This is a genomic window from Pseudomonas marincola (assembly GCF_900116605.1).
GTDB lineage: Bacteria > Pseudomonadota > Gammaproteobacteria > Pseudomonadales > Pseudomonadaceae > Aquipseudomonas > Aquipseudomonas marincola.
Genome location: NZ_FPBC01000014.1, coordinates 70,016 through 89,330, shown reverse-complemented (window position 1 = coordinate 89,330; position 19,315 = coordinate 70,016). Strand labels below are relative to the sequence as shown.

Here is a 19,315-nt window from a genome sequence, read left to right as displayed (position 1 = left end):
ACGGGAAATTTGGGATATTGGCGATTCTCAGCAGTGGTGGGTTTGGGTTCATCGTCCATTTAGACGACGAGCTTCGTGGAGGCAGCCAATTACAGTGGATGCATGAACAAGCAAGAGGTTTGCTCCATGCAGTCTTTAACTGAGTCCCTGGACTTCAATGGCAAAGTTGTGTTGATCACTGGCGGTACTCAGGGCATCGGAGCCGGGATTGCAGCAGGATTTTTGGCTGCTGGTGCTTCGGTTGTGGTGTGCGGGCGTAACAAGCCCGAGCAGTTACCAAGCGTAGAGGGGCGCAGCGCACGTTTCCTCAGTGCCGATGTACGTGACCCAGATGCGACCGAGCAGTTGCTGGCGGCTGTGCATGAGCATTACGGCCGCATTGATGTACTGATTAACAATGCAGGTGGCAGTCCGTCCGCAGAAGCTGCTACGGCATCGCCGCGATTCAGCGAAAGTATCATTCGCTTGAACCTGCTGGCGCCTCTAAATCTGGCGCAACAGGCCAACCGTTTGATGCAGCAACAAGCTGCCGGCGGCGTGATCATTTTCATTGGTTCGGTATCGGCCAGTCGTCCATCACCGGGCACCGCTGCTTATGGCGCAGCAAAGGCGGGAGTTGTGTCATTGGCCAGTTCGTTGGCGGTGGAGTGGGCGCCGAAAGTACGCGTGCTGACCATAAGCCCGGGGCTGATTCGCACCGAACAATCACATTTGCATTACGGCGACGAGCCAGGGATTGCTGCGGTTGGTCAGACCATCCCGGCAGGTCGTATGGGCGAGCCTGCGGATATCGCCAATGCCTGTCTGTATGCCGCTTCACCTATGGCGGCGTACTTCAGTGGGACCAATCTGCTGTTACATGGCGGTGGTGAGCAGCCTTCGTTCTTGGCGGCTGCGACCGTCAACAAGGCATGAGTAAACGCGACCATGCCGAAAGGCGGGTCTTGGAAAACAATCAGGAGACGAACTTGGCTGATCAAGTATTACTCGAAAAGGTTCAGGCCATGGTCGGGCGTGAGTACGGTCGCGTCTATGCCTGGGACCAGGTTAACGCCCCGATGATTCGACATTGGTGCGAAATCATGGGCATTGAAAATCCGCTTTACACGGATTCCAATTTTGCCCGGTCACAGGGTTATAGCGACGTGGTAGCCCCGCCAGGAATGCTTCAAGTCTGGTGTATGGGTGGGCTCAGTCCGGAGAATTTCCCGGCACCCTCAAGCCAGGAAAATAACTTTGAGGTTCTCAAGGTTATTGATCCGTACGGTTATCCGGCTGTGGTAGCGGTTAATTCTGATCTGGCATTTAACCGCCAGATTGTTGCGGGCGAACGTTTGTACTTCACCAGTAAGCTCGACAGTGTTTCTGAAGAAAAAACCACAGGGCTCGGGACCGGTTTTTTTGTCACGGTGCTGATGGATTATTTCTCGGAGAAAGTCGATGGTAATGACGAGCCTGTCGGGCAGCAACTGTTCCGTGTGTTTAAGTTCAAGCCAGCGCATCGCGCAGACGTAAAAATCGAGCAAAAGTCAGCCTCTGTGATTAAACGACCTTTGCCTGGAATCAGTGATGACACGCGTTTCTTCTGGGAAGGCTGTGATGCAGGCAAGTTGCTTATCCAGCGTTGCACAGCCTGTCAGACACTACGTCATCCACCTGGGCCTGTTTGCAGTGAATGCCACAGTTTTGACTGGGACAGCGTTGAGGCGTCGGGTAAGGCACAGTTGTATTCGTTTGTGGTTATGCACTATCCGGAGGTACCGCCATTTAATTATCCGAATCCCATCGGCCTGATTGAACTTGAAGAAGGCGTGCGCCTCATTGCCGGCCTGGTCGGTGTGGAGCCGGGTACATTGCAAATCGGCCAGCGTCTGCAGGTCGAATTCCATCGTTTTGATGAGCAGCAAACGCTGCCGCAATTTCGCCCGGTTGCGGGTTGAGGTGGAGCTATGGACTTTTCATTAAGTGAAGATCAGCGCGCGATTGCCGAGATGGCGGAAAGTGTTTTCCGCGATTATTGCGATGACGAACGTATGCGCGAATTCGACCTAGACCAACAGCCATACATGCAAGCACTTTGGCAAACCTGTATTCAAACCGGATTGCATGGTTTAGCTATCCCGGATGCATACGGCGGGACAGGTATGGGCTTAACCGATCTGTACTGTGTGCTTAAGGCTCAGGGCAGTGGGCTGGCGCATGTGCCGTTATGGCAGCATCAGTTGTCCGCATCTTGTTTGGCTAGTTTTGCGGGTGACCAGCAGCGTGAGCTGATCGAGCAGGCCGCAGCAGCAAGAAAGTTGCTCAGCGTGTCTCTCAATGGCTTGGCTTCAAGCCAAGGTGTGACCTTGAGCATTCAGCAACAAGACAATCATTGGGTACTTACAGGCAACGTCGGCGCTGTCGACCTGGGTGCGGAGGCAGATTACCTGCTGCTGCCAGCCAGTAGCGAAAACGGCATCCAGTTAGTGTTGCTCGATACTCGCGCCGAAGGCGTTGAGCTGGTCGAAGGCGTTTACACCCATGGTCTGGCGGTTGCCGACGTGGTTTGTCGTGAGGTATGTCTCGGTCTCGATCAAGTATTGCCAGTCGCAGCGACTGCCTGGTTGGAGCAGCGGGCAATTGCCGCAGTTGCGGCGCTGCAGTTGGGTGTTAGCGAAGAGCAGCTAAGGCGTACGGTCGAGTATGTCAACGAACGAGTGCAGTTTGATCGGCCGATCGGTTCATTCCAGGCTGTGCAGATGGAGATGGCTGATGCGCATATGTCCCTGGAGGCGCTACGCAGCGCGCTTTTTCAGCTATGTGATCGACTCGACTCTGATCTGCCGTGCGACAGCGAAGCACTGGCGACTCGGTATTTGGCGACTGAAGCCGCGCATCTGGTCGGCCATAAAGCGCAGCACGTACATGGCGGTATTGGCGTTGACCTGACGTACCCGATTCACCGCTTCCTTTACTGGAGTCGCTACTTGAGCGTTGTGCTCGGAGGCTCAGCGGCAACGCTGGAACGCCTAGGCGATTGGCTGGCCAACAATGACAAGCTTGGATGGAAATATGACCTCGATGAAAACCAAAGCCATTGCTGAAACCCAGATGGGTGAGCTACTGCCAGAACTGGCGATTCCAGTCACCGTGACCTTGATCAATGGCGGCGCTATTGCCACCCGAGATTATTTTCCTGGTCACCATGACGCGGATGCTGCACGCGAGCTGGGTTCACCGCACATTTTTATGAACATTCTCACCACAACGGCTCTGGTCCAACGCTTTGTCGAACAGTGGGCGGGGCCGTTGGCAATACTCAAGGACATCCAGCTCAAACTAGGCGCGCCGAATTATCCGGGTGACACCATGACCTTTAGTGGTGAAGTCGTTGAGCGGGACGAAGCCAGCAGTACGTTGGTGGTCAGTCTGAAAGGCAAAAATTCTATGGGCAATCACGCGACCGGTAAGGTCACCGTGGTTCTGCCAGCATAATGGAGGCACCAACATGAGTGATTCGCTAGGCAGTAAGGCCGCGATTGTCGGTCTCGGCGCCACCGAGTTTTCCAAGAAGTCTGGGCGAACAGAGCTGCGATTGGCTATGGAAGCGACTCTGGCGGCCCTGGCTGATGCCGGTATTGACCCAAAGGAAGTTGATGGTTTCAGTTCTTACTCAGTTGATAAAGTGCCTGAGTATGAAGTTGCCCGTTTGTTGGGCTGCAAGGATGTTCGCTTCTTCTCGCAGGTTCCTCACGGTGGTGGTGCGGCTTGTGGTCCGGTGATGCATGCGGCAATGGCAGTTGCTACTGGGGTTGCCAAAACTGTAGTGGTGTACCGCGCGATGAACGAGCGTTCCTGGTATCGCTTCGGTAACGGCAATTATGGTTTTGGTGATTCGCCTATTTTTGAGAACGTAAACTATGGCTGGTACATGCCGCACGGTTTTCATACCCCGGCAGCATGGGTCGGCATGTTTGCCCGACGTTACATGCATGCCTATGGCGCAACATCGGAAGACTTTGGTCGCGTAGCGGTTGCTGCTCGCGACTTTGCAGCCAGTAATCCTGCTGCTTTTTTCCATGGCAAACCGATTACCCTGGAAGAACATCAGCAGTCGCGCTGGATCTGCGAGCCATTGCACTTGCTTGATTGCTGCCAGGAGTCGGATGGTGCGGTGGCGATGGTTATCACCTCGGTTGATCGGGCCAAGGACCTGAAGCAGAAACCGGTGATAATCAAAGGTGCCTCGCAGGGTATATCCCAAGGTCAGCAGAGCATGACCTCGTTCTACCGAGAAGACATCACGGGCTTGCCGGAGATGGATGTAGTCGCCAAGGAAATATACCGTCAGGCTGGTCTAGGTCCTGATGCTATCCAGACGGCGGTTATCTATGACCATTTCACACCGTTTGTTTTGCCACAACTGGAGTCGTTCGGTTTTGCTGATCGTGGCGAAGCCAAGGAATTCATCCGCGCTGGGCATCATGCTCGAGGCGGTCGTTTGCCGATCAACACGCACGGCGGACAGTTGGGCGAAGCCTACATTCATGGGATGAACGGCATTGCAGAGGGTGTACGGCAAGTACGCGGCAGTTCGGTCAACCAGGTTGCAGATGTTGAGAACGTGCTGGTGACGGCAGGCACAGGCGTGCCAACCAGCGGTCTTATTCTCGGCAAGGCGTGAGGACACCACTATGTACGTTGACTTAACTGTAGAGCAGCGCAAGCTGCGCCTTGAAGTACGTGATTACTTCAATAACCTCATGACCGACGATTTGCGCCGTGAACTTCGTGGTGTTGAAGGCAGTGATACTTCACATCGCCTGGTCCGGCAGATGGGTAAGGACGGTTGGCTGGCAGTGGGTTGGCCTAAAAAGTACGGTGGTCAGGGCTATGGACCGACTGAACAACTGATCTTCTTCGAAGAAGCCAACATCGCTGGAGCACCGTTGCCATTCGTGACCATCAGTACGGTCGGCCCTGCGCTGATGAGTGCGGGCACTGACGAACAGAAAGAAGCGTTTCTGCCGGGCATCGCCGCGGGTGAAATCCACTTTGCCATCGGTTACTCCGAGCCTGGCGCGGGATCGGACTTGGCTCCGTTGAAAACCACGGCGCGTGTTGAATCGGATCATTTTGTGGTCAACGGCAACAAGCTGTGGACGTCAGGTGCTCATTCCGCTGATTACATTTGGCTCGCGGCGCGGACCGACCCGGATGAACCGCGTCATAAAGGCATATCGATCCTGATTGTCGACTGTAAAAGTGAGGGGTTCTCGCACACGCTGATCCCGACCTGTAGCAATCCTACCGCAGCCACTTATTACGACAACGTTATTGTGCCGGGCAACCGGCTGGTCGGTGAGTTGCACAAGGGGTGGCGTTTGGTCACGTCTCAGCTCAACCATGAGCGACTCGGGTTAGGTTCTTGGGCCGACAGGGTAGTGGGCATGTTTCGCAAGGTGTATTTGTGGGCTAAAGCACCAGATGAGCAAGGACGGCGGGCGGTAGATCATGCATGGGTACGCACGTTGTTGGCCGAATGCTATGCGAAAATCGATGCAATGCGACTGATTAACTTCCGCATTGCCGCTGGGTTGGAGCAAGGGCAGATGGATGTGGCGTTGGCTTCATCAACCAAGGTGTTTGGATCTGAATCCGTGATCGATATTTTGCGCAAGCTAACTGAAATTGTTGGCGCTAACGGCCTGGTGCGCGATGGCAGTAGCGCTGCATTCCTGATGGGTGAGCTGGAGTACGATGTACGTGCATGTGTGACGCTTACTTTCGGCGGCGGCACCAATGAGATCCAGCGCGAGCTGATTGCTCAGTTCGGTCTGGGCATGCCACGCTCACGTTAGAGCAACTATTGCCAAAGGCCAGCCTAGTGCTGGCCTTTGGCATGTCTGGGCAGTTAAAAAACGAGCAGTTCTGCGCGTTCCATAGAACTCAGGGCAAAAGGTTTTGCAGTGACGGGCGGAAATGGCAATAAGTGCTCTTGGCCTTGCATGCGTTCATGTGCTGATGGCTTGGCGTTGCGAAGAACGCGCCTGCGATCAAGCCGGAAAACAGCATTAACATGGCAGTGACGTAAACCCAGCTTCTAATGCTTGAGTGCTTCATGTCGGGCCCCTTTTTATTGAGATTGTTCGAGCGACCGGTTTTTACTGTTGCTTAAAGCCCATTCTGCCTAGTCGAACAGATGTCGCCTCGTCTAAGTGGACGATGTTGCTTGTGCCCGCGATTTCCACAATCAAGTGATGATCAATGGGTTGGAGACCAACATGGATGCGCAACCGAAGGTCGCACTGGTCACCGGTGCAAGTCGCGGAGTCGGTGCGGGAATTGCCAAAGCACTCGGGCAGCAAGGGATGATCGTCTATCTGAGCGGCCGCACGCTGGTCGGTATTGGCTCAGACACTGTTAATGGTCAGCAGCTCTCGGGGAATTTGCTGCAAGCTGCCGAAGCTGTTAGAGAGGCTGGTGGCACTGCAATTGCTTTACGCTGCGATCACGCCGACGATGCGCAAGTTAAGGCCATTTTCGAGCGCATTGACTACGAGCGCGGCCGTTTGGATCTTTTGGTAAACAACGCCGCATGCTTACCGCCGATGCTCACCGACACACAGCCGTTCTGGCAAAAACCGTTAGCGATGGCCGGCATGTTCGACGTCGGTTTGCGTTCAGCCTATGTCGCCAGTCACTTTGCTATGCCGTTACTGCTCAAAAGTAACCGCGGGCTTATCGTGTTTACTTCCAGCTACGGTGCCAATTGCTATATGCATGGGCCGGCGTATGGCGCGCAAAAAGCCGGTTGCGACAAGATGGCAGCCGATATGGCGGTTGAACTTGAACCAACATCGGTGTCTGCAGTTTCGTTGTGGTTGGGCCTGCAGAAAACTCAGCGCAGTGCACTAGTTAGCGGCGCTGACTCTGTTGATTACAGTGAGTTTCTTGAGCGCGCTGAAACCCCGGAATTCACCGGAAAACTCATATATGCCTTGCTCGCTGACCCAGCACTTAAACAGCGCAGCGGTAAAACCCTGATTGGCGCTGAACTGGCGCTGGAATATGGCCTGCGTGATCTCGACGGACATCAACCTCGCTCATTACGTGAGCAACTCGGTGCGCCCCCTTTAAGACACAGTGCGAGGGTGGGTTAAACCATGGACGAATTACTCCAGCGAGTGCAGCGACTTGAAGCCATTGAGGCGATACGCGCACTCAAACACCGTTATTTGAATGCTTGCGACCGTAAGGATGTGGCGAATATTGAAGCGTGTTTTGCCGAAGGAGAGATTTACATCGACTACGGTCCCATCGGCTGTTTTAGGCGCCGAGAGGACTTCATTGAGGTTTATCGGCAAATGGCTTGCCATGCCCGAGTTGTGGACTTGCATCATGGCAGTAACCCTGAAATCAGCCTCGACAATGCTGATCAAGCCCATGCAACTTGGGCGTTGTACTACTTCAACCTCGATGCCAACACCGGTGTAACGCGTCAACTGGGTGGTGTTTATGAGGACCGTTATCAGCGTACCGATCAAGGCTGGCGCATTGTTCACACAGTGTGTCGACTGCACTCATGCATCAATGGACAACATGTAGGAGAGGCTCAAGATGCAGGACATTCAACAGGCTTTCACGCCCTTGCAGATCGGTCCGCTGACACTGAAAAATAGATTTGTCAAAGCGGCTACAAATGAAGGAATGTCACCTGATGGGGTGCCTTCGCGCCAGTTAGTTGAGTTCCACGCGGGGATTGCCGCAGGCGGGGCGGCGTTGACTACGGTTGCTTACTGCGCAGTCAGTGCCGATGGTTGTACATTGCCCAATCAAATTTGCCTTAACCGAGAAGCACTGCCGCATTTACGCGTCCTTACTGGGGCTGTACATGCAGAAGGCGGCAGGGTTTCTGCGCAAATCACCCACGGTGGGTGTTTTACGTTTACTCGTCAGCCGGGGCAGGGACGACCGCTTTCAGCCAGTGGCGGTTTTAACAAAATTGGTTTGATGAGCGGGTTGTTTTTCAAACGAGAAATGTCCGTCAGTGATATGCAGCGTATCGCCAGTGACTTTGCGCAAGGGGCGTGTTTAGCCCGCGAGGCAGGTTTTGATGCGGTCGAAATCCATATGGGCCATGGTTATCTGCTAAGCCAATTCTTATCCCCGTTGTACAACAAGCGCCGAGATGAATTTGGTGGCTCGTTAGAGAACCGTCTGCGTTTCCCGCGCCAAGTGCTACGTGCCGTACTGGATGCTGTAGGCCAAGACCTCGCCGTTATCTGCAAGTTCAGCATAACTGATGGTGCCAAAGGCGGTAATCGCATAGAGGATGGTATTGCGATTGCACAGGCACTTGAAGCAGAAGGTGCCCACATGTTGGTGCTCAGTGCGGGGCTGAATGCGGAGTCCATTACCACTATGTTTGGTTCCTCTTTTCCGGCTGAAAACCGTGCAGTGATCACCAATCCCATCATGAAATTTGCCATGTATCTGCAGCAGTTGGCTGAGAAGCCAGTACCGTTCAGTGAGTTGTACTTGCTGGCGTACTCACGGCAGATACGTGCGGCCGTGAAAATGCCACTGGCCTACTTAGGGGGACTTACTTCAGCTTCGGGCGTCAGCACATTGATCCATGAAGATTTTGATGCAATGGCATTAGGTCGCGTGTTGATTCACGACCCCAAATGGATTGGGCAATTACAAACCGGTGACGCAGACCGCTCTGGCTGCACAGCATGCAATCGGTGCGTAACCATGATGTACAGCGAAGGGGGTACATCTTGCATTCTTGGTAATCCCAGGAGTGCCGAACTAAATCGCCAGCCCGCTGCAGTTTAAGGCTTAGATGCACGCATAATAACAATGAGGTGAGCATGAACACTGCACAACAGTTCTCTCCTGGTCGGGCATGTTCGCTTGAGCAGGTTCCGCACTGGGATTTATCGACTGATGTTTTAGTTGTTGGTTTTGGCGCCGCTGGCGCATGCGCTGCCATTGAAGCAGTTGTCGCTGGAGCGTCAGTGACGGTGTTAGAGGTTGCCACTAGCGGTGGTGGTAGCGCCGCACTCTCTGGCGGCGAGGTTTATGTCGGCGGCAACGGCGGTACAGATGTCCAGCGCGAGCATGGCTTTGCTGACACCACTGAAGCTTTGCGCCAATACTTGCTGATGGCTGGCGGCCCTGCTGCCGATGCTGAAAGGATTAGTGTTTACGCTGAGAATGCACAGTCACACTTTAACTGGCTGCGTGAGCAAGGCGTGCCGTTTAAAGGTAGTTACCTGCCGGGTAAATGGATTGAGCCGCCGACAGATGACACGTTGCTTTGGTCTGGGAATGAGAAATCCTGGCCGTATAACATCGTTGCTGAACCAGCCCCGCGTGGGCATACCGTGCAGTTTGAAGGCTGGGGTGGCGGTAAGGTACTTATGCAGGTGTTGTGTGAGCGTGCGCAAACTCTCGGTGCCACGATTCAATACAACAGTCGCGCACTGGCATTGATACGCGATCGCGAGTCACGGGTAGTCGGTGTAGTAGCCCGAATTGATGGCGATATACGTTATATCGAGGCGCGTCAGGGAGTAATTCTCTGCGCCGGCGGCTTTATTTGTAATAGCCAAATGGTTAAGCGTTTCGTCCCCGCGGCATTAGCTTGTGAATTACAAGTTTCGGCGGGTAATGACGATGGCTCAGGCATACGTATGGGCATCAGTGTCGGGGCTGCAACAGTGAACATGCAGGAATTTTTCGCCACCTTACCGTTTTTCCCACCGGCCTCATTGGTAAAAGGCATTTTCATCAATGCCCACGGGCAGCGTTTCATCAATGAGGACAGTTACCACGGACGTGTGGCTCACCATGTAATGCGCCAGCCTGAGGAGCGTGCATGGTTATTGGTTGATGATGAGATTTTTGGTCGCCCAATCATTCAACAAGATATGAAAATTTCCGCAGTCGGTGAAACCTGGCAAGAAGTTGAGCAAGAGCTAGGCCTGCCGACTGGGTCATTGGTTAGAACGGTAGACGAATTCAATCGACTTGCGGCTGAGCAGCAAGACCCTTATCTGCACAAAACGGCGGAGTGGTTGCGGCCGTTAACTGTGCCGCCCTTTGCGGCAATCAGTTATTGCCGCGGCGACTATCAAGGGCACGCTTTCACGCTGGGCGGATTGTCGACGCGCCCCACAGGCGAGGTCCTTGATGGTGATGCCAAGCCTATCGCTGGCTTATATGCCGCAGGGCGCACGGCATGTGGATTGCCGCGATGGGGTGAGGGGTATAGCTCTGGATTATCGCTGGGTGACTCGACTTACTTCGGGCGGTTAGCGGGGCGCACCGTGGCTCAACAAACACAGAACTGAACGGCAGAGCATAGCGTCGTCCAGACGGACGACGCCGTGTGAGCTACCGCTGATTAGAGTCGAGTTCTTATTCTGTCTCCGGGTTTTAGCCCGGTTCCAAATCCGAACAGGTACACGATGAGCGAACTAGAGACCTTCCGTGCAGAGACTGCGGCTTGGCTGGAGGCTAACTGTCCGGCCTCCATGCGAACCCCGATGCCTTCAGATGAAATGGTCTGGGGCGGGCAAACGCTTGAGTTCAAAAATGACGATCAACGTCTTTGGTTTGAGCGTATGCGTGATAAGGGCTGGTTTTGCCCTGATTGGCCCGTTGAGTATGGCGGCGGCGGCTTGGATGCCAAGCAACAGGGTATTCTGACGAACCAGATGCGCCGGTTACGTTGCCGTCCTCCGCAAATAAACTTGGGCATCTGGATGCTCGGCCCAGTTCTGTTGGAGTATGGCAGTGAGGAGCAGAAACAACGTTTCTTGCCGCCAATGGCCCGGGGTGAAGTGCGCTGGTGCCAGGGTTTTTCAGAGCCCAATGCAGGATCTGATCTGGCCAGTCTGCGCACCAGTGCAGTGCTCGATGGTGACGATTATATTGTCAACGGCACCAAGATTTGGACCTCATACGGCAATAAATCCGATTGGATGTACGCCTTGGTGCGCACGGGTCCGATGGTACCTAAACAGCAAGGTATCAGCTTGATAGTGTTGGACATGAAATCGCCCGGCATTAGCGTCGCACCGATTGATTTAATCAGCGGCAAATCATCATTCTGTCAGGTGTTTTTTGACAACGTCCGGGTGCCTAAATCGCAGTTAATTGGCGAGCCGAATGATGGCTGGAAGTTGGGCAAAGCCTTGCTTCAGCATGAGCGTCGAGCCATGTCGAAGTTCAGTGAGTCGGCGCTGCCGACCCACTTTGATCTCGATGAATATCTACAGCGAGCATTGCCAGAACCCACAACATTTGAGGAAGTAGCGCTACACCAGCGTGCAGTGGCTTGCATGATGGATGAAGAAGCCTACAGCCTGACCAATCGACGCATGGCCGACAGTATGGGCGCACGCCAAGATGCCTCCGGACTTATGGCAATTTCGAAGCTGGTGCATACCGAGCAAGAGCGCGAAAAATTTGAGCTTCTGCTTGAGTTGCTTGGCAACGAGGCGCTTGGCTGGGAGGGGGATGGTTTCGCCTCTCGTGACCTTGAGTTAACTGGATCATGGTTAATGAGCTTCGCACAGGTGATCGCTGGCGGCTCTTCTGAAGTCCAGTTAAATGTCATCGCCAAGCGTGTGCTTGGCCTGCCGGAATCAAAGTGAGGAGCGCGCTGTGAGTCTGATATATAACGATGATCAAGTGCAGTTGCAGGACAGTGCGCATGATTTCTTAGCGGCACGCTCACCTGTTTCAGTTCAGCGTGCTCTGCGTGATGCGGGCAGTCAGCAGGGGTTTGAGCCGCAGGTCTGGCAAGGCATGGTTGAGATGGGTTGGTCAGCCGTGGCCTTCGCGGAAGAACAAGGCGGACTGGATTTCGGCTTTGCAGGCTTTGCCCCCGTTTTCGAACAAATTGGCCGGCACTTGAGCGCTTCGCCGCTACTCAGCAGTGTTGTGCTGTGTGGCAGCCTGATTGAGCGTTTAGGCAATGTCCAGCAGCAAGAAACCTTATTGCCCGGTTTGATCAGTGGCGAGCAGCGCTATGCCCTGGCAATTGATGAAGGCGCTCGTCATCAACCACAGCGCTGCGATGCGGTCGCCATAAAAGACAGCGATGGTTATCGCTTAAACGGACGTAAGCGTTGGGTGAGTGATGGGGTGGGTGCGGATGGTTGGCTAGTGGTCGCACGGCTGGAGAATGGCCAGCGAGGTGTGTTTTTATTGCCAAACAATGTGCACGGCATACAAGTCGCTTCACGCAGCATGATTGATTCGCGTAACACCGCTGAGTTGATTATGGATAACGTCTGTGTACCCGTGAGCGCGATGCTTGATGCTGGCGATACGGAAGCTGTGCTCGATTGGGCGCTGGATCGCGGTCGGGCATGCCTGGCGGCTGAAATGCTCGGCATGTGTGAAGTGGTGTTCGAGATGACCCTGGAGTATCTCAAGACCCGCGTTCAATTTGATGCGCCGATTGGCAGTTTCCAAGCCTTACAACACCGGGCTGCCCGTTTGTATGTGCAAGTGCAATTGGCACGCAGTGCGGTAATGGCCGCTTTCGAGTGCCTTGATCGCGACAGCTGCACACCACAACAGCGCCGCCGGTTGGTCAGCTTAGCGAAATGGAAAGCTAATCAAGCAGCCCAATTGATCAGTAATGAAGCGGTGCAGATGCACGGCGGCATTGGTGTTACTGACGAGTTTGACCTGGGTCTTTATCTCAAGCGCATTCGAATTGCACAAGCTCAGTTGGGACACAGTGAACTGCATGTCAGTCGCTACGCCGAAGCGCGACTGCAGGTCCAATAAACAAACTTCGACCTGAGTAAAGCGGTGTAAGTGTGCTGGGTGGTAAACGTCCAGCGCCATACTTATGCCGTTTTAGCCTGCCTACAATGAATAAATCCAAGGCGAATAGTATGAGTAATCAACAAGCATTTCTCGACAAAGCACGCGCCAGTGTTGCGCAGTTGTTGCACGATCAGTCGCCCTTTGCGCTCGACACTGACGTTAAGGGTATTAAGGCTTTTCGACATGCGCCGAAAAATCTGGTTGAGGCTATTCAGGCCGGTCGTAGGCATGCCGATGTGCCATTTTTACATTGGCAGGACCAGCGGTTCAGCGTCTCAGAGTTCTTTGTTGAAGCGGACCGTTTAAGTTCTGCACTACAAAAACAATTGCACATGCAGCCTGGCCAGCGCGTGGCCATTGCAATGCGCAACCGGCCCCAATGGATGATCGCTTTTGTCGCTTGTGCTCAAGTTGGATTAATCCCTGTGCCGCTCAATAGCTGGGGGCTGCGCGATGAGTTGTTATATAGCATTGAAGCGGCTGATGCGCAGTTACTGATATGTGATGAGCCACGTTGGCAGCAAGTGGCCGGTGGTCTGCCTGAAGCAACTCAGGTTGTTTTGTTGGACGGGCAAGGTGATGAGCCTGTCAGTGCACTGTGGGATGACTTGATCGCAGTGGCTGACACCGCGTTCACTTTGCATCAACCGGACCCGGAAGATGATGCATTGATTCTATTTACTTCGGGCACTACTAGTCGTGCCAAGGGTGTTGTGTCCAGTCACCGTGCCATTGGGCAAGCTCTTTACGCGCTCGAGTATCAAGGCGCAATGGCCGCAATGACCTCACCAGAACGAATCAAGCCGATTATTGACTCGGGACTGCAGCCGACGGCTTTGCTGTGTTTTCCGTTATTTCATGTGAGCGGTTTACACGCACAGTTTCTCAGCATGCTGCGCAACGGTCGACGCATGGTGATTATGTATAAATGGGATGTTGAAGAAGCGTTGCGGCTGATCGAGAGCGAGCGTTGCACACAATTCAATGGTGCGCCGGTGATGATGCAGGAGCTGCTAAATCACGAGCGGTTTGATTCGCCAGCCACCGCCAGTCTGTTCTCATTGGGTCTTGGCGGAGGAGCGGCGTCCAATGCTTTGCTGGATCGTTTGCTGAGTGTCAAACCACAAGCCATGGTCGGCTCAGGTTACGGCATGACCGAAGGCAACGGCATTGGTGCGGCCCACGGTGGCGAGCAGTTCCTGAATTTTCCGGCAAGTGCAGGATGGCCGCTGCCAATCGTGCAACTGGTGATTGGTGATCGACCGGATAAACCCGTGCCTGCAGGCACACCAGGCCCCATCTGGATGCGCTCGCCAACACTGATGAAAGGCTATCGCAACCGACCTGAAGAAACTCGTGAGACGCTACAGGATGGTTGGTTATTTAGCGGCGACATAGGCCGGTTGGATGCCGACGGCATGCTCTACATCACCGATCGGATTAAAGACATCATCATTCGCGGCGGTGAAAACATTTCTGCGATAGAGGTTGAAGAGGTAGCGGCCACACATCCGGCAGTCATCGAGGCGGCGGCATTTGCTTGCCCTGACAGTCGTTTCGGTGAAGTCGTCGGACTGGCCGTACATTGTCGAGAGGATTTATCCAAAGAAGCATTGTGCGCCTATATTCGCGAGTCTTTGGCGGCCTATAAATGCCCTGAACAGGTATGGTTCAGTGCAGAACCCTTAGCGCGCAATGCAACAGGCAAACTGCAGAAACCTCTGATTAAGCAGCATTTAGGCGTGATGAGTTAACGTCTTCTTTATGAAAAATCGCCGATGCACGATCAGTGTATCGGCGATTTTTTTTGTGACCCGTACAGGTCCAATCGATAGGTTGAACGTACTGATTGGTCGTTGAGAAGAGCGAAGGGGGGTAAAAGAACCAGCCCGCATGGTGATTGACCGAGCAGGCTGTAAAGGGCAAGGGCGTTAAAGGGCCAGCACCGCGTCGGTGGCTGAACGAATAGCGCCTTCTATATAGCCCAGATTGTTACAGTCGCCGATGCTTTGCAGCGGTATATCGGCTTCGCGAAGCTTATTCGCCAGTGTTTCATCAGGACCTGCACCGATCGCTAGCACGACTGAGTCTGCTGTAAGGCTGAGACTAACCCCTTCGGCATCTTGATAATGCACCGCTTGCTGATCAATGCGTTGCACAGTGCAGTGCGTGAGTAACGGCACATCGTGCTTATTCAAGTTATCCAGCACTCGCCAGCGGCGCACGATCGATATTTCACGACCCAGGCTTTCGCTCGGTTCAAGCACGCTGACCTGACGTCCTCTTTCGACCAAAAATTCAGCCAATTCGAGGCCCACCAAACCACCGCCAATAATCACCACCCGTTTGCCAAGTGGCATCCACAGACGTGATAACTGTTTAAGCGCGTCGGTACTGTTTGTTGCTCCGGTCAGGCTGCCGGCCTTCATCATTGTGCGCTGCGTGATAGAAAGTTTGGCTTTGGCGACCTCGTCTGCACGGTCACCCGTCATTAAACGACGCAACTCATCACCACTCCAGACCTGTTTACCGTCAGTACCTGGAATGTCTGGAGCATCCCGGCGAGCGCCATTGGCGACTAGCACATGCTCGGCACCAATTTTTTGCAAAAACTCAGGCGTAGCAGCTGTATTGAGATGCACCGTTATTGGCAATTGCGCTACTTGGTGCAGCAAGTTGTCGAGCAATTTGCCGTTCTCAGGGTAGGCGAGGGCTGCGAAGAACAATGTGCCCCCCAAGCGATTGCTGCGCTCGATCAACGACACCTTAAAGCCGCGTAGACTTGCCAGTCGTGCAGCTTCCAGACCAGCAGGACCACCGCCAACGATAGCCACGTGACGAGCCTTTTCGGCGGGCATAATGACCTTTTGAGACTCCGCGCCCGTGAAAGGGTTAACCGCGCACTTTACCCGCTCATTGACAAAAATCTGGCTCACACACACGTAACAATAGATGCATGGACGTATGGATGCGGCTTCATTGCGCGCTAGCTTGTTCGGCAATTCAGGGTCTGCGAGCATTTTGCGCGCCATGGCCACAAAATCGCAGGTGCCATCAGCAATCGCTTTGTCGGCGACATCTGGCTCGAGTCGACCGACACTAATGACTGGAATGCTGATCGATTTTTTGACTTCACCTGCCCAATCTAGAAAACCTGCCGGCTTTTGCACCAGTGGTGCTTCAGTAAAGGCAACGCCGTTTTTGATTGCGGCGTAGGCTGAAATGGATACCGCATCAGCGCCTGCCGCTTCAGCCATCGCAGCGAATGCTTTGCATTCCTCAAGTGTAATGCCGCCGTCAGTGTGTAACTCGTAGGCATCAAGGCGCAGCCATACGCCAAAATCTTTAACTGTTCGTGCACGTACTGCATGCAACACTTCGACCATCAAACGGGCACGATTTTCCAGGCTGCCGCCGTATTGATCATCGCGTTGGTTGTAATAGGCCGAGAGAAATCCTGCGATGATATAACTGTGTGCAGCGTGAATTTCTACCCCGTCAAAACCAGCGCGCTGAGCGCGCTCAGCGGCGGAGGCAAACCATTCGATCATTTGTTCGATGTCTGGCTGTTGCATCACCCGGATAGTTGGACGATTGCGCGTGCGACTGGCGCTGATAAAGTTGCTCAACTCATCAGGCGTCAATGCTTTCATCATGTCGGTCTGAAAGGGAGGTGGCATGGAAGGCACCCACAGTTCACGGCCCTCTGCCATATCTCGGGTTGCAGTTTTACCGGCATGCTGTAACTGCATCGCAATTTTTGCGCCGTGTTTGTGCACACGCTCAGCCAGTTGGCTCAAGCCGGGAATAAAACGATCGTCCGACACGCCAACTTGATAGGGCTCGGCCGTGCCCGCAGGAAATGCGATTGAGCAAACGCCCATAATCAGTAAACCTGCGCCACCAGCAGCGCGTGCTTCATAATAGGCTTGGATGCGCTCGCCACAAGTACCGTCGACTTCGGCGAAGTTGGAGCCCATAGGCGCCATGATAATACGGTTACGCAGTTCCAAGTCGCCAATGCGACCCGGAGCAAGAAGATTCTTATAGGACATGGGGCTAACCTCGACGCTGCCTCGAGTGAGGCAACGGTTATTTCAGGAGTCAGGCGTTAGCAAGAAAATCAATACACTCGTCATTGAACATTTGCTGATGTTCAACCTGGACCCAGTGGCCACATCGATTGAGTAAAATAAACCGGGCATTGGGTGCATTGTCGAGCACCTTGAACGCGCCAGCGGGAGGATTGAACTGATCATTAGTGCCCCAAAAGCCCAGTATCGGTGCTTGAATTTCTTTGAGACGTTCGGTCATGTTTGGCACCATCATGGTGGAAAACAAATTGGCTGGTTGGGTGACGGCGACTGCAACGCGCTCGGCAAGTATGCTGTCTTGTAATTGGCTGCTGTCAAACAATTGCAAGCTCATCAACTGACGCATTTGCTCAATACCCATCGGGCCCTGGCCATAAACCTCAACCATGCGCGCGATGCCTTTCATCTTGAAATAGGTCTCGCGTTCTTCAACACCGCCTGGCGCCATTAAAATTAGTTTCCCAACGCGATCCGGATGGGCAAGCGTCAAGCCTAACGCAATCGCGCCACCTAACGAATTACCAAGTAATGTGCAGCGCTCTATGTCTAGGTTGTCGAGCAATCCTTTAAGTGCGCTAACAAAAAAATCCAGATCATAATTAACGTCGTCAGGCTTATCGGAACGGCCGAAGCCTGGGAGATCCAGGATAATGTTGCGATACCCAGCTGCTTCAAAGGTTGGATAATTACCTTTGAAGTTACTAAAACCGCTGGCGCCGGGACCACTGCCATGTAACCAGACGACGGTTGGACCTGTACCAATGTCGAGGTAATGCAGGGTTAATCCTGATTCCAATGTGACGAACTTGCCGGTCGGAAGAGGTAGATCCTGATTGGTTAAATCCATGTTAACTCCTAAGTGGATTCGCCGTTTCTACCGGCGCTAGGGGGTTGTTCGTGACTTGCTGCAAATACCGTGGAATAGCCATCGCCAGGCACACACATGACAGCGCGAGCAAGCCGGCGGTGCTTGCCAAGGAATAGCGCAATGCCTCTTCTCCGACTGTGGCTTCAAGCACATCACTGATTACGCCTATAACCAGAGGGCCTAAGCCGACACCGAATAAAGTAATGCCCATGAACAACATGGCCGTGCCTTGGGCGAGCTTGTGTGGAGGAAAAAGCAAGCTCATAGAGCCGAAGCAGGGGACTGACCACCACATGCCAAAGAAGGCAAACCCACAGTAGAAGAAGAAAGCAGTCGGAATAGGCATTGCGCCTAACTCAAAAGCGGTGCCTGCAGGCCAGAGATAGAAAGCCAGGCAAAAAGGGATACTTAAGAGACTGCCGAATAATGCCGCGCCCAATTGCCAGCCTGGGTGCCGTGCGGTCATCCGGTCGGTGAACCAGCCGCACGCGAGCGTACCCAGAACGGCGATCAAACCACCCCCGAGCCCCATGAGTAACCCTGCTTGTTTAAGGCTAAGGCCATGCGAACGTATAAGGAAACTTGGATTCCAGGTCGCGATGGCATACCCCGCAATAGCAGCGATACTGGCTCCAAGAATAATCAGAAGGTAAGAAGGGGTTTTCAGCAGGCTGGTAAGCGTTGCGAAAAATCCCTCGTCTCTCGCCAGTTCCTTTGGCACCGGAGCCTTAGCGGGCTCACGAACCGTAAGCGCCAATAGCACCCCCAGTAATACACCCGGTGCACCTGTGGCAATAAATGCCCATCTCCAGCCGTAAGTTTCAGCGATCCAGCCGCCGATACCTAAACCGAAAACTGCACCTAATGCCGGCCCCATCAGCAGCACTGCTAACGCACGCGAACGTTGCGCGGGCGGATACAAGGCAGACACCATTGCCACCGACGGTGCAGAACCGCCTGCTTCACCCACTGCTACGCCTATGCGACACAGCAGTAACAGGGCAAAGCTGGTGGTAACGCCGCAGAGCATGGTCATCACACTCCAGGCGACACAAGCCATCGCAATGACTGGTTTTCGGCCTATTCGGTCCGCCAAACGGCTGAATGGTATTCCAAAAATTGTATAGAACAGCGCGAAAGCGACGCCGGATACCAACCCGATCAGGGTGTCTGAAACACCGAACTCAGCCTTGATGGGTTCAATCAGAATGGAGACGACGAGACGATCGATGTAATTGAATATGTAGATGATGGCCAGCATGAACAAGGCGTAGTGGGTACGCCACGTGACCTTTTGTAACTCAGGTACGGCAATTTTAGGAGGTGCGCTCACGTGGTATCGCTCCGCTTGTTTTTATTAGTTCCACGGATCATCTGTTGGCATCACTTGGCTTTCATCGTCCGTTTAGACCAGTCAGTCAGATCTGTGATATCTGGCTAATGTGCAGCACAAACTGCTTAGTCTCATCGGACGATGTTCGACCCAGTTCGCGCATGAATCATAGCTGCA

The 19,315-nt window shown here is 53.7% G+C and carries 16 protein-coding genes; 13 read left to right on the top strand and 3 right to left on the bottom strand.

What is annotated here, in order from left to right:
- Positions 1-126: 126 nt before the first annotated feature.
- The 13 genes from BM395_RS19055 (at position 127) to BM395_RS18995 (ending at position 14,597) form a co-directional block, all read left to right on the top strand.
- Positions 127-915, top strand: coding sequence for an SDR family oxidoreductase (locus tag BM395_RS19055; RefSeq protein ID WP_090514952.1), 789 nt, complete (start codon positions 127-129; stop codon positions 913-915).
- 53 nt (positions 916-968) lie between these two features.
- Positions 969-1,940 carry a bifunctional MaoC family dehydratase N-terminal/OB-fold nucleic acid binding domain-containing protein gene (locus BM395_RS19050; protein WP_170860631.1) on the top strand — a complete coding sequence of 324 codons (972 nt, stop codon included), beginning with the start codon at positions 969-971 and terminating at the stop codon, positions 1,938-1,940.
- 9 nt (positions 1,941-1,949) lie between these two features.
- Positions 1,950-3,086, top strand: coding sequence for an acyl-CoA dehydrogenase family protein (locus BM395_RS19045; RefSeq protein ID WP_090514888.1), 1,137 nt, complete (start codon positions 1,950-1,952; stop codon positions 3,084-3,086).
- Positions 3,055-3,477 (top strand): MaoC family dehydratase, encoded by a 423-nt coding sequence (locus tag BM395_RS19040; RefSeq protein WP_090514886.1) that lies wholly within the window; start codon positions 3,055-3,057, stop codon positions 3,475-3,477. Before BM395_RS19045 ends, BM395_RS19040 begins: the two co-directional genes overlap by 32 nt.
- 13 nt (positions 3,478-3,490) lie before the next feature.
- Positions 3,491-4,666 carry a lipid-transfer protein gene (locus BM395_RS19035; RefSeq protein WP_090514883.1) on the top strand — a complete coding sequence of 392 codons (1,176 nt, stop codon included), beginning with the start codon at positions 3,491-3,493 and terminating at the stop codon, positions 4,664-4,666.
- Positions 4,667-4,676: 10 nt separating this feature from the next.
- On the top strand, positions 4,677-5,843 hold the full coding sequence (locus tag BM395_RS19030) for an acyl-CoA dehydrogenase family protein (RefSeq protein ID WP_090514881.1): 1,167 nt from the start codon (positions 4,677-4,679) through the stop codon (positions 5,841-5,843).
- Between the two features lie 423 nt (positions 5,844-6,266).
- Positions 6,267-7,145, top strand: a complete 879-nt coding sequence (locus BM395_RS19025) for an SDR family NAD(P)-dependent oxidoreductase (protein ID WP_090514878.1) — start codon at positions 6,267-6,269, stop codon at positions 7,143-7,145.
- Positions 7,146-7,148: 3 nt separating this feature from the next.
- Complete coding sequence (locus BM395_RS19020; RefSeq protein WP_090514875.1) at positions 7,149-7,664, top strand: nuclear transport factor 2 family protein; 516 nt, start codon at positions 7,149-7,151, stop codon at positions 7,662-7,664.
- Positions 7,603-8,826, top strand: coding sequence for an NADH:flavin oxidoreductase (locus BM395_RS19015; RefSeq protein WP_090514873.1), 1,224 nt, complete (start codon positions 7,603-7,605; stop codon positions 8,824-8,826). The genes BM395_RS19020 and BM395_RS19015 overlap by 62 nt, the downstream gene beginning before the upstream one ends.
- 35 nt (positions 8,827-8,861) lie before the next feature.
- Positions 8,862-10,346: an FAD-dependent oxidoreductase gene (locus tag BM395_RS19010; RefSeq protein ID WP_090514871.1), complete on the top strand. Its 1,485-nt coding sequence runs from the start codon at positions 8,862-8,864 to the stop codon at positions 10,344-10,346.
- A gap of 117 nt (positions 10,347-10,463) precedes the next feature.
- Complete coding sequence (locus BM395_RS19005; protein ID WP_090514869.1) at positions 10,464-11,654, top strand: acyl-CoA dehydrogenase family protein; 1,191 nt, start codon at positions 10,464-10,466, stop codon at positions 11,652-11,654.
- A gap of 10 nt (positions 11,655-11,664) precedes the next feature.
- Complete coding sequence (locus BM395_RS19000; protein WP_090514867.1) at positions 11,665-12,801, top strand: acyl-CoA dehydrogenase family protein; 1,137 nt, start codon at positions 11,665-11,667, stop codon at positions 12,799-12,801.
- Positions 12,802-12,887: 86 nt separating this feature from the next.
- Complete coding sequence (locus tag BM395_RS18995) at positions 12,888-14,597, top strand: class I adenylate-forming enzyme family protein (protein WP_244529013.1); 1,710 nt, start codon at positions 12,888-12,890, stop codon at positions 14,595-14,597.
- Positions 14,598-14,774: 177 nt separating this feature from the next.
- On the opposite strand, the gene BM395_RS18990 is transcribed toward BM395_RS18995, so the two are convergent.
- The 3 genes from BM395_RS18990 to BM395_RS18980 all read right to left on the bottom strand — a co-directional run bounded on the left by BM395_RS18990 (position 14,775) and on the right by BM395_RS18980 (position 19,066).
- Positions 14,775-16,823 carry an oxidoreductase gene (locus BM395_RS18990; RefSeq protein ID WP_244529017.1) on the bottom strand — a complete coding sequence of 683 codons (2,049 nt, stop codon included), beginning with the start codon at positions 16,821-16,823 and terminating at the stop codon, positions 14,775-14,777.
- A 124-nt stretch (positions 16,824-16,947) separates the two neighbouring features.
- A complete protein-coding gene (locus BM395_RS18985) occupies positions 16,948-17,784 on the bottom strand; it encodes an alpha/beta fold hydrolase (protein WP_090514859.1) in 837 nt (278 codons plus the stop codon).
- A 1-nt stretch (position 17,785) separates the two neighbouring features.
- Positions 17,786-19,066, bottom strand: a complete 1,281-nt coding sequence (locus BM395_RS18980; protein ID WP_090514950.1) for a spinster family MFS transporter — start codon at positions 19,064-19,066, stop codon at positions 17,786-17,788.
- Between the last annotated feature and the right edge of the window lie 249 nt (positions 19,067-19,315).

Bases quoted from the DNA above. Each gene is read 5' to 3' on its own strand.
- BM395_RS19055 (WP_090514952.1), top strand. From the start codon at position 127: ATGCAGTCTTTAACTGAGTCCCTGGACTTCAATGGCAAAGTTGTGTTG.
- BM395_RS19045 (WP_090514888.1), top strand. From the start codon at position 1,950: ATGGACTTTTCATTAAGTGAAGATCAGCGCGCGATTGCCGAGATGGCG.
- BM395_RS19040 (WP_090514886.1), top strand. From the start codon at position 3,055: ATGACCTCGATGAAAACCAAAGCCATTGCTGAAACCCAGATGGGTGAG.
- BM395_RS19035 (WP_090514883.1), top strand. From the start codon at position 3,491: ATGAGTGATTCGCTAGGCAGTAAGGCCGCGATTGTCGGTCTCGGCGCC.
- BM395_RS19030 (WP_090514881.1), top strand. From the start codon at position 4,677: ATGTACGTTGACTTAACTGTAGAGCAGCGCAAGCTGCGCCTTGAAGTA.
- BM395_RS19025 (WP_090514878.1), top strand. From the start codon at position 6,267: ATGGATGCGCAACCGAAGGTCGCACTGGTCACCGGTGCAAGTCGCGGA.
- BM395_RS19020 (WP_090514875.1), top strand. From the start codon at position 7,149: ATGGACGAATTACTCCAGCGAGTGCAGCGACTTGAAGCCATTGAGGCG.
- BM395_RS19015 (WP_090514873.1), top strand. From the start codon at position 7,603: ATGCAGGACATTCAACAGGCTTTCACGCCCTTGCAGATCGGTCCGCTG.
- BM395_RS19010 (WP_090514871.1), top strand. From the start codon at position 8,862: ATGAACACTGCACAACAGTTCTCTCCTGGTCGGGCATGTTCGCTTGAG.
- BM395_RS19005 (WP_090514869.1), top strand. From the start codon at position 10,464: ATGAGCGAACTAGAGACCTTCCGTGCAGAGACTGCGGCTTGGCTGGAG.
- BM395_RS18995 (WP_244529013.1), top strand. From the start codon at position 12,888: ATGAATAAATCCAAGGCGAATAGTATGAGTAATCAACAAGCATTTCTC.
- BM395_RS18990 (WP_244529017.1), bottom strand. From the start codon at position 16,823: ATGGGCTCCAACTTCGCCGAAGTCGACGGTACTTGTGGCGAGCGCATC.
- BM395_RS18985 (WP_090514859.1), bottom strand. From the start codon at position 17,784: ATGGATTTAACCAATCAGGATCTACCTCTTCCGACCGGCAAGTTCGTC.
- BM395_RS18980 (WP_090514950.1), bottom strand. From the start codon at position 19,066: ATGCTGGCCATCATCTACATATTCAATTACATCGATCGTCTCGTCGTC.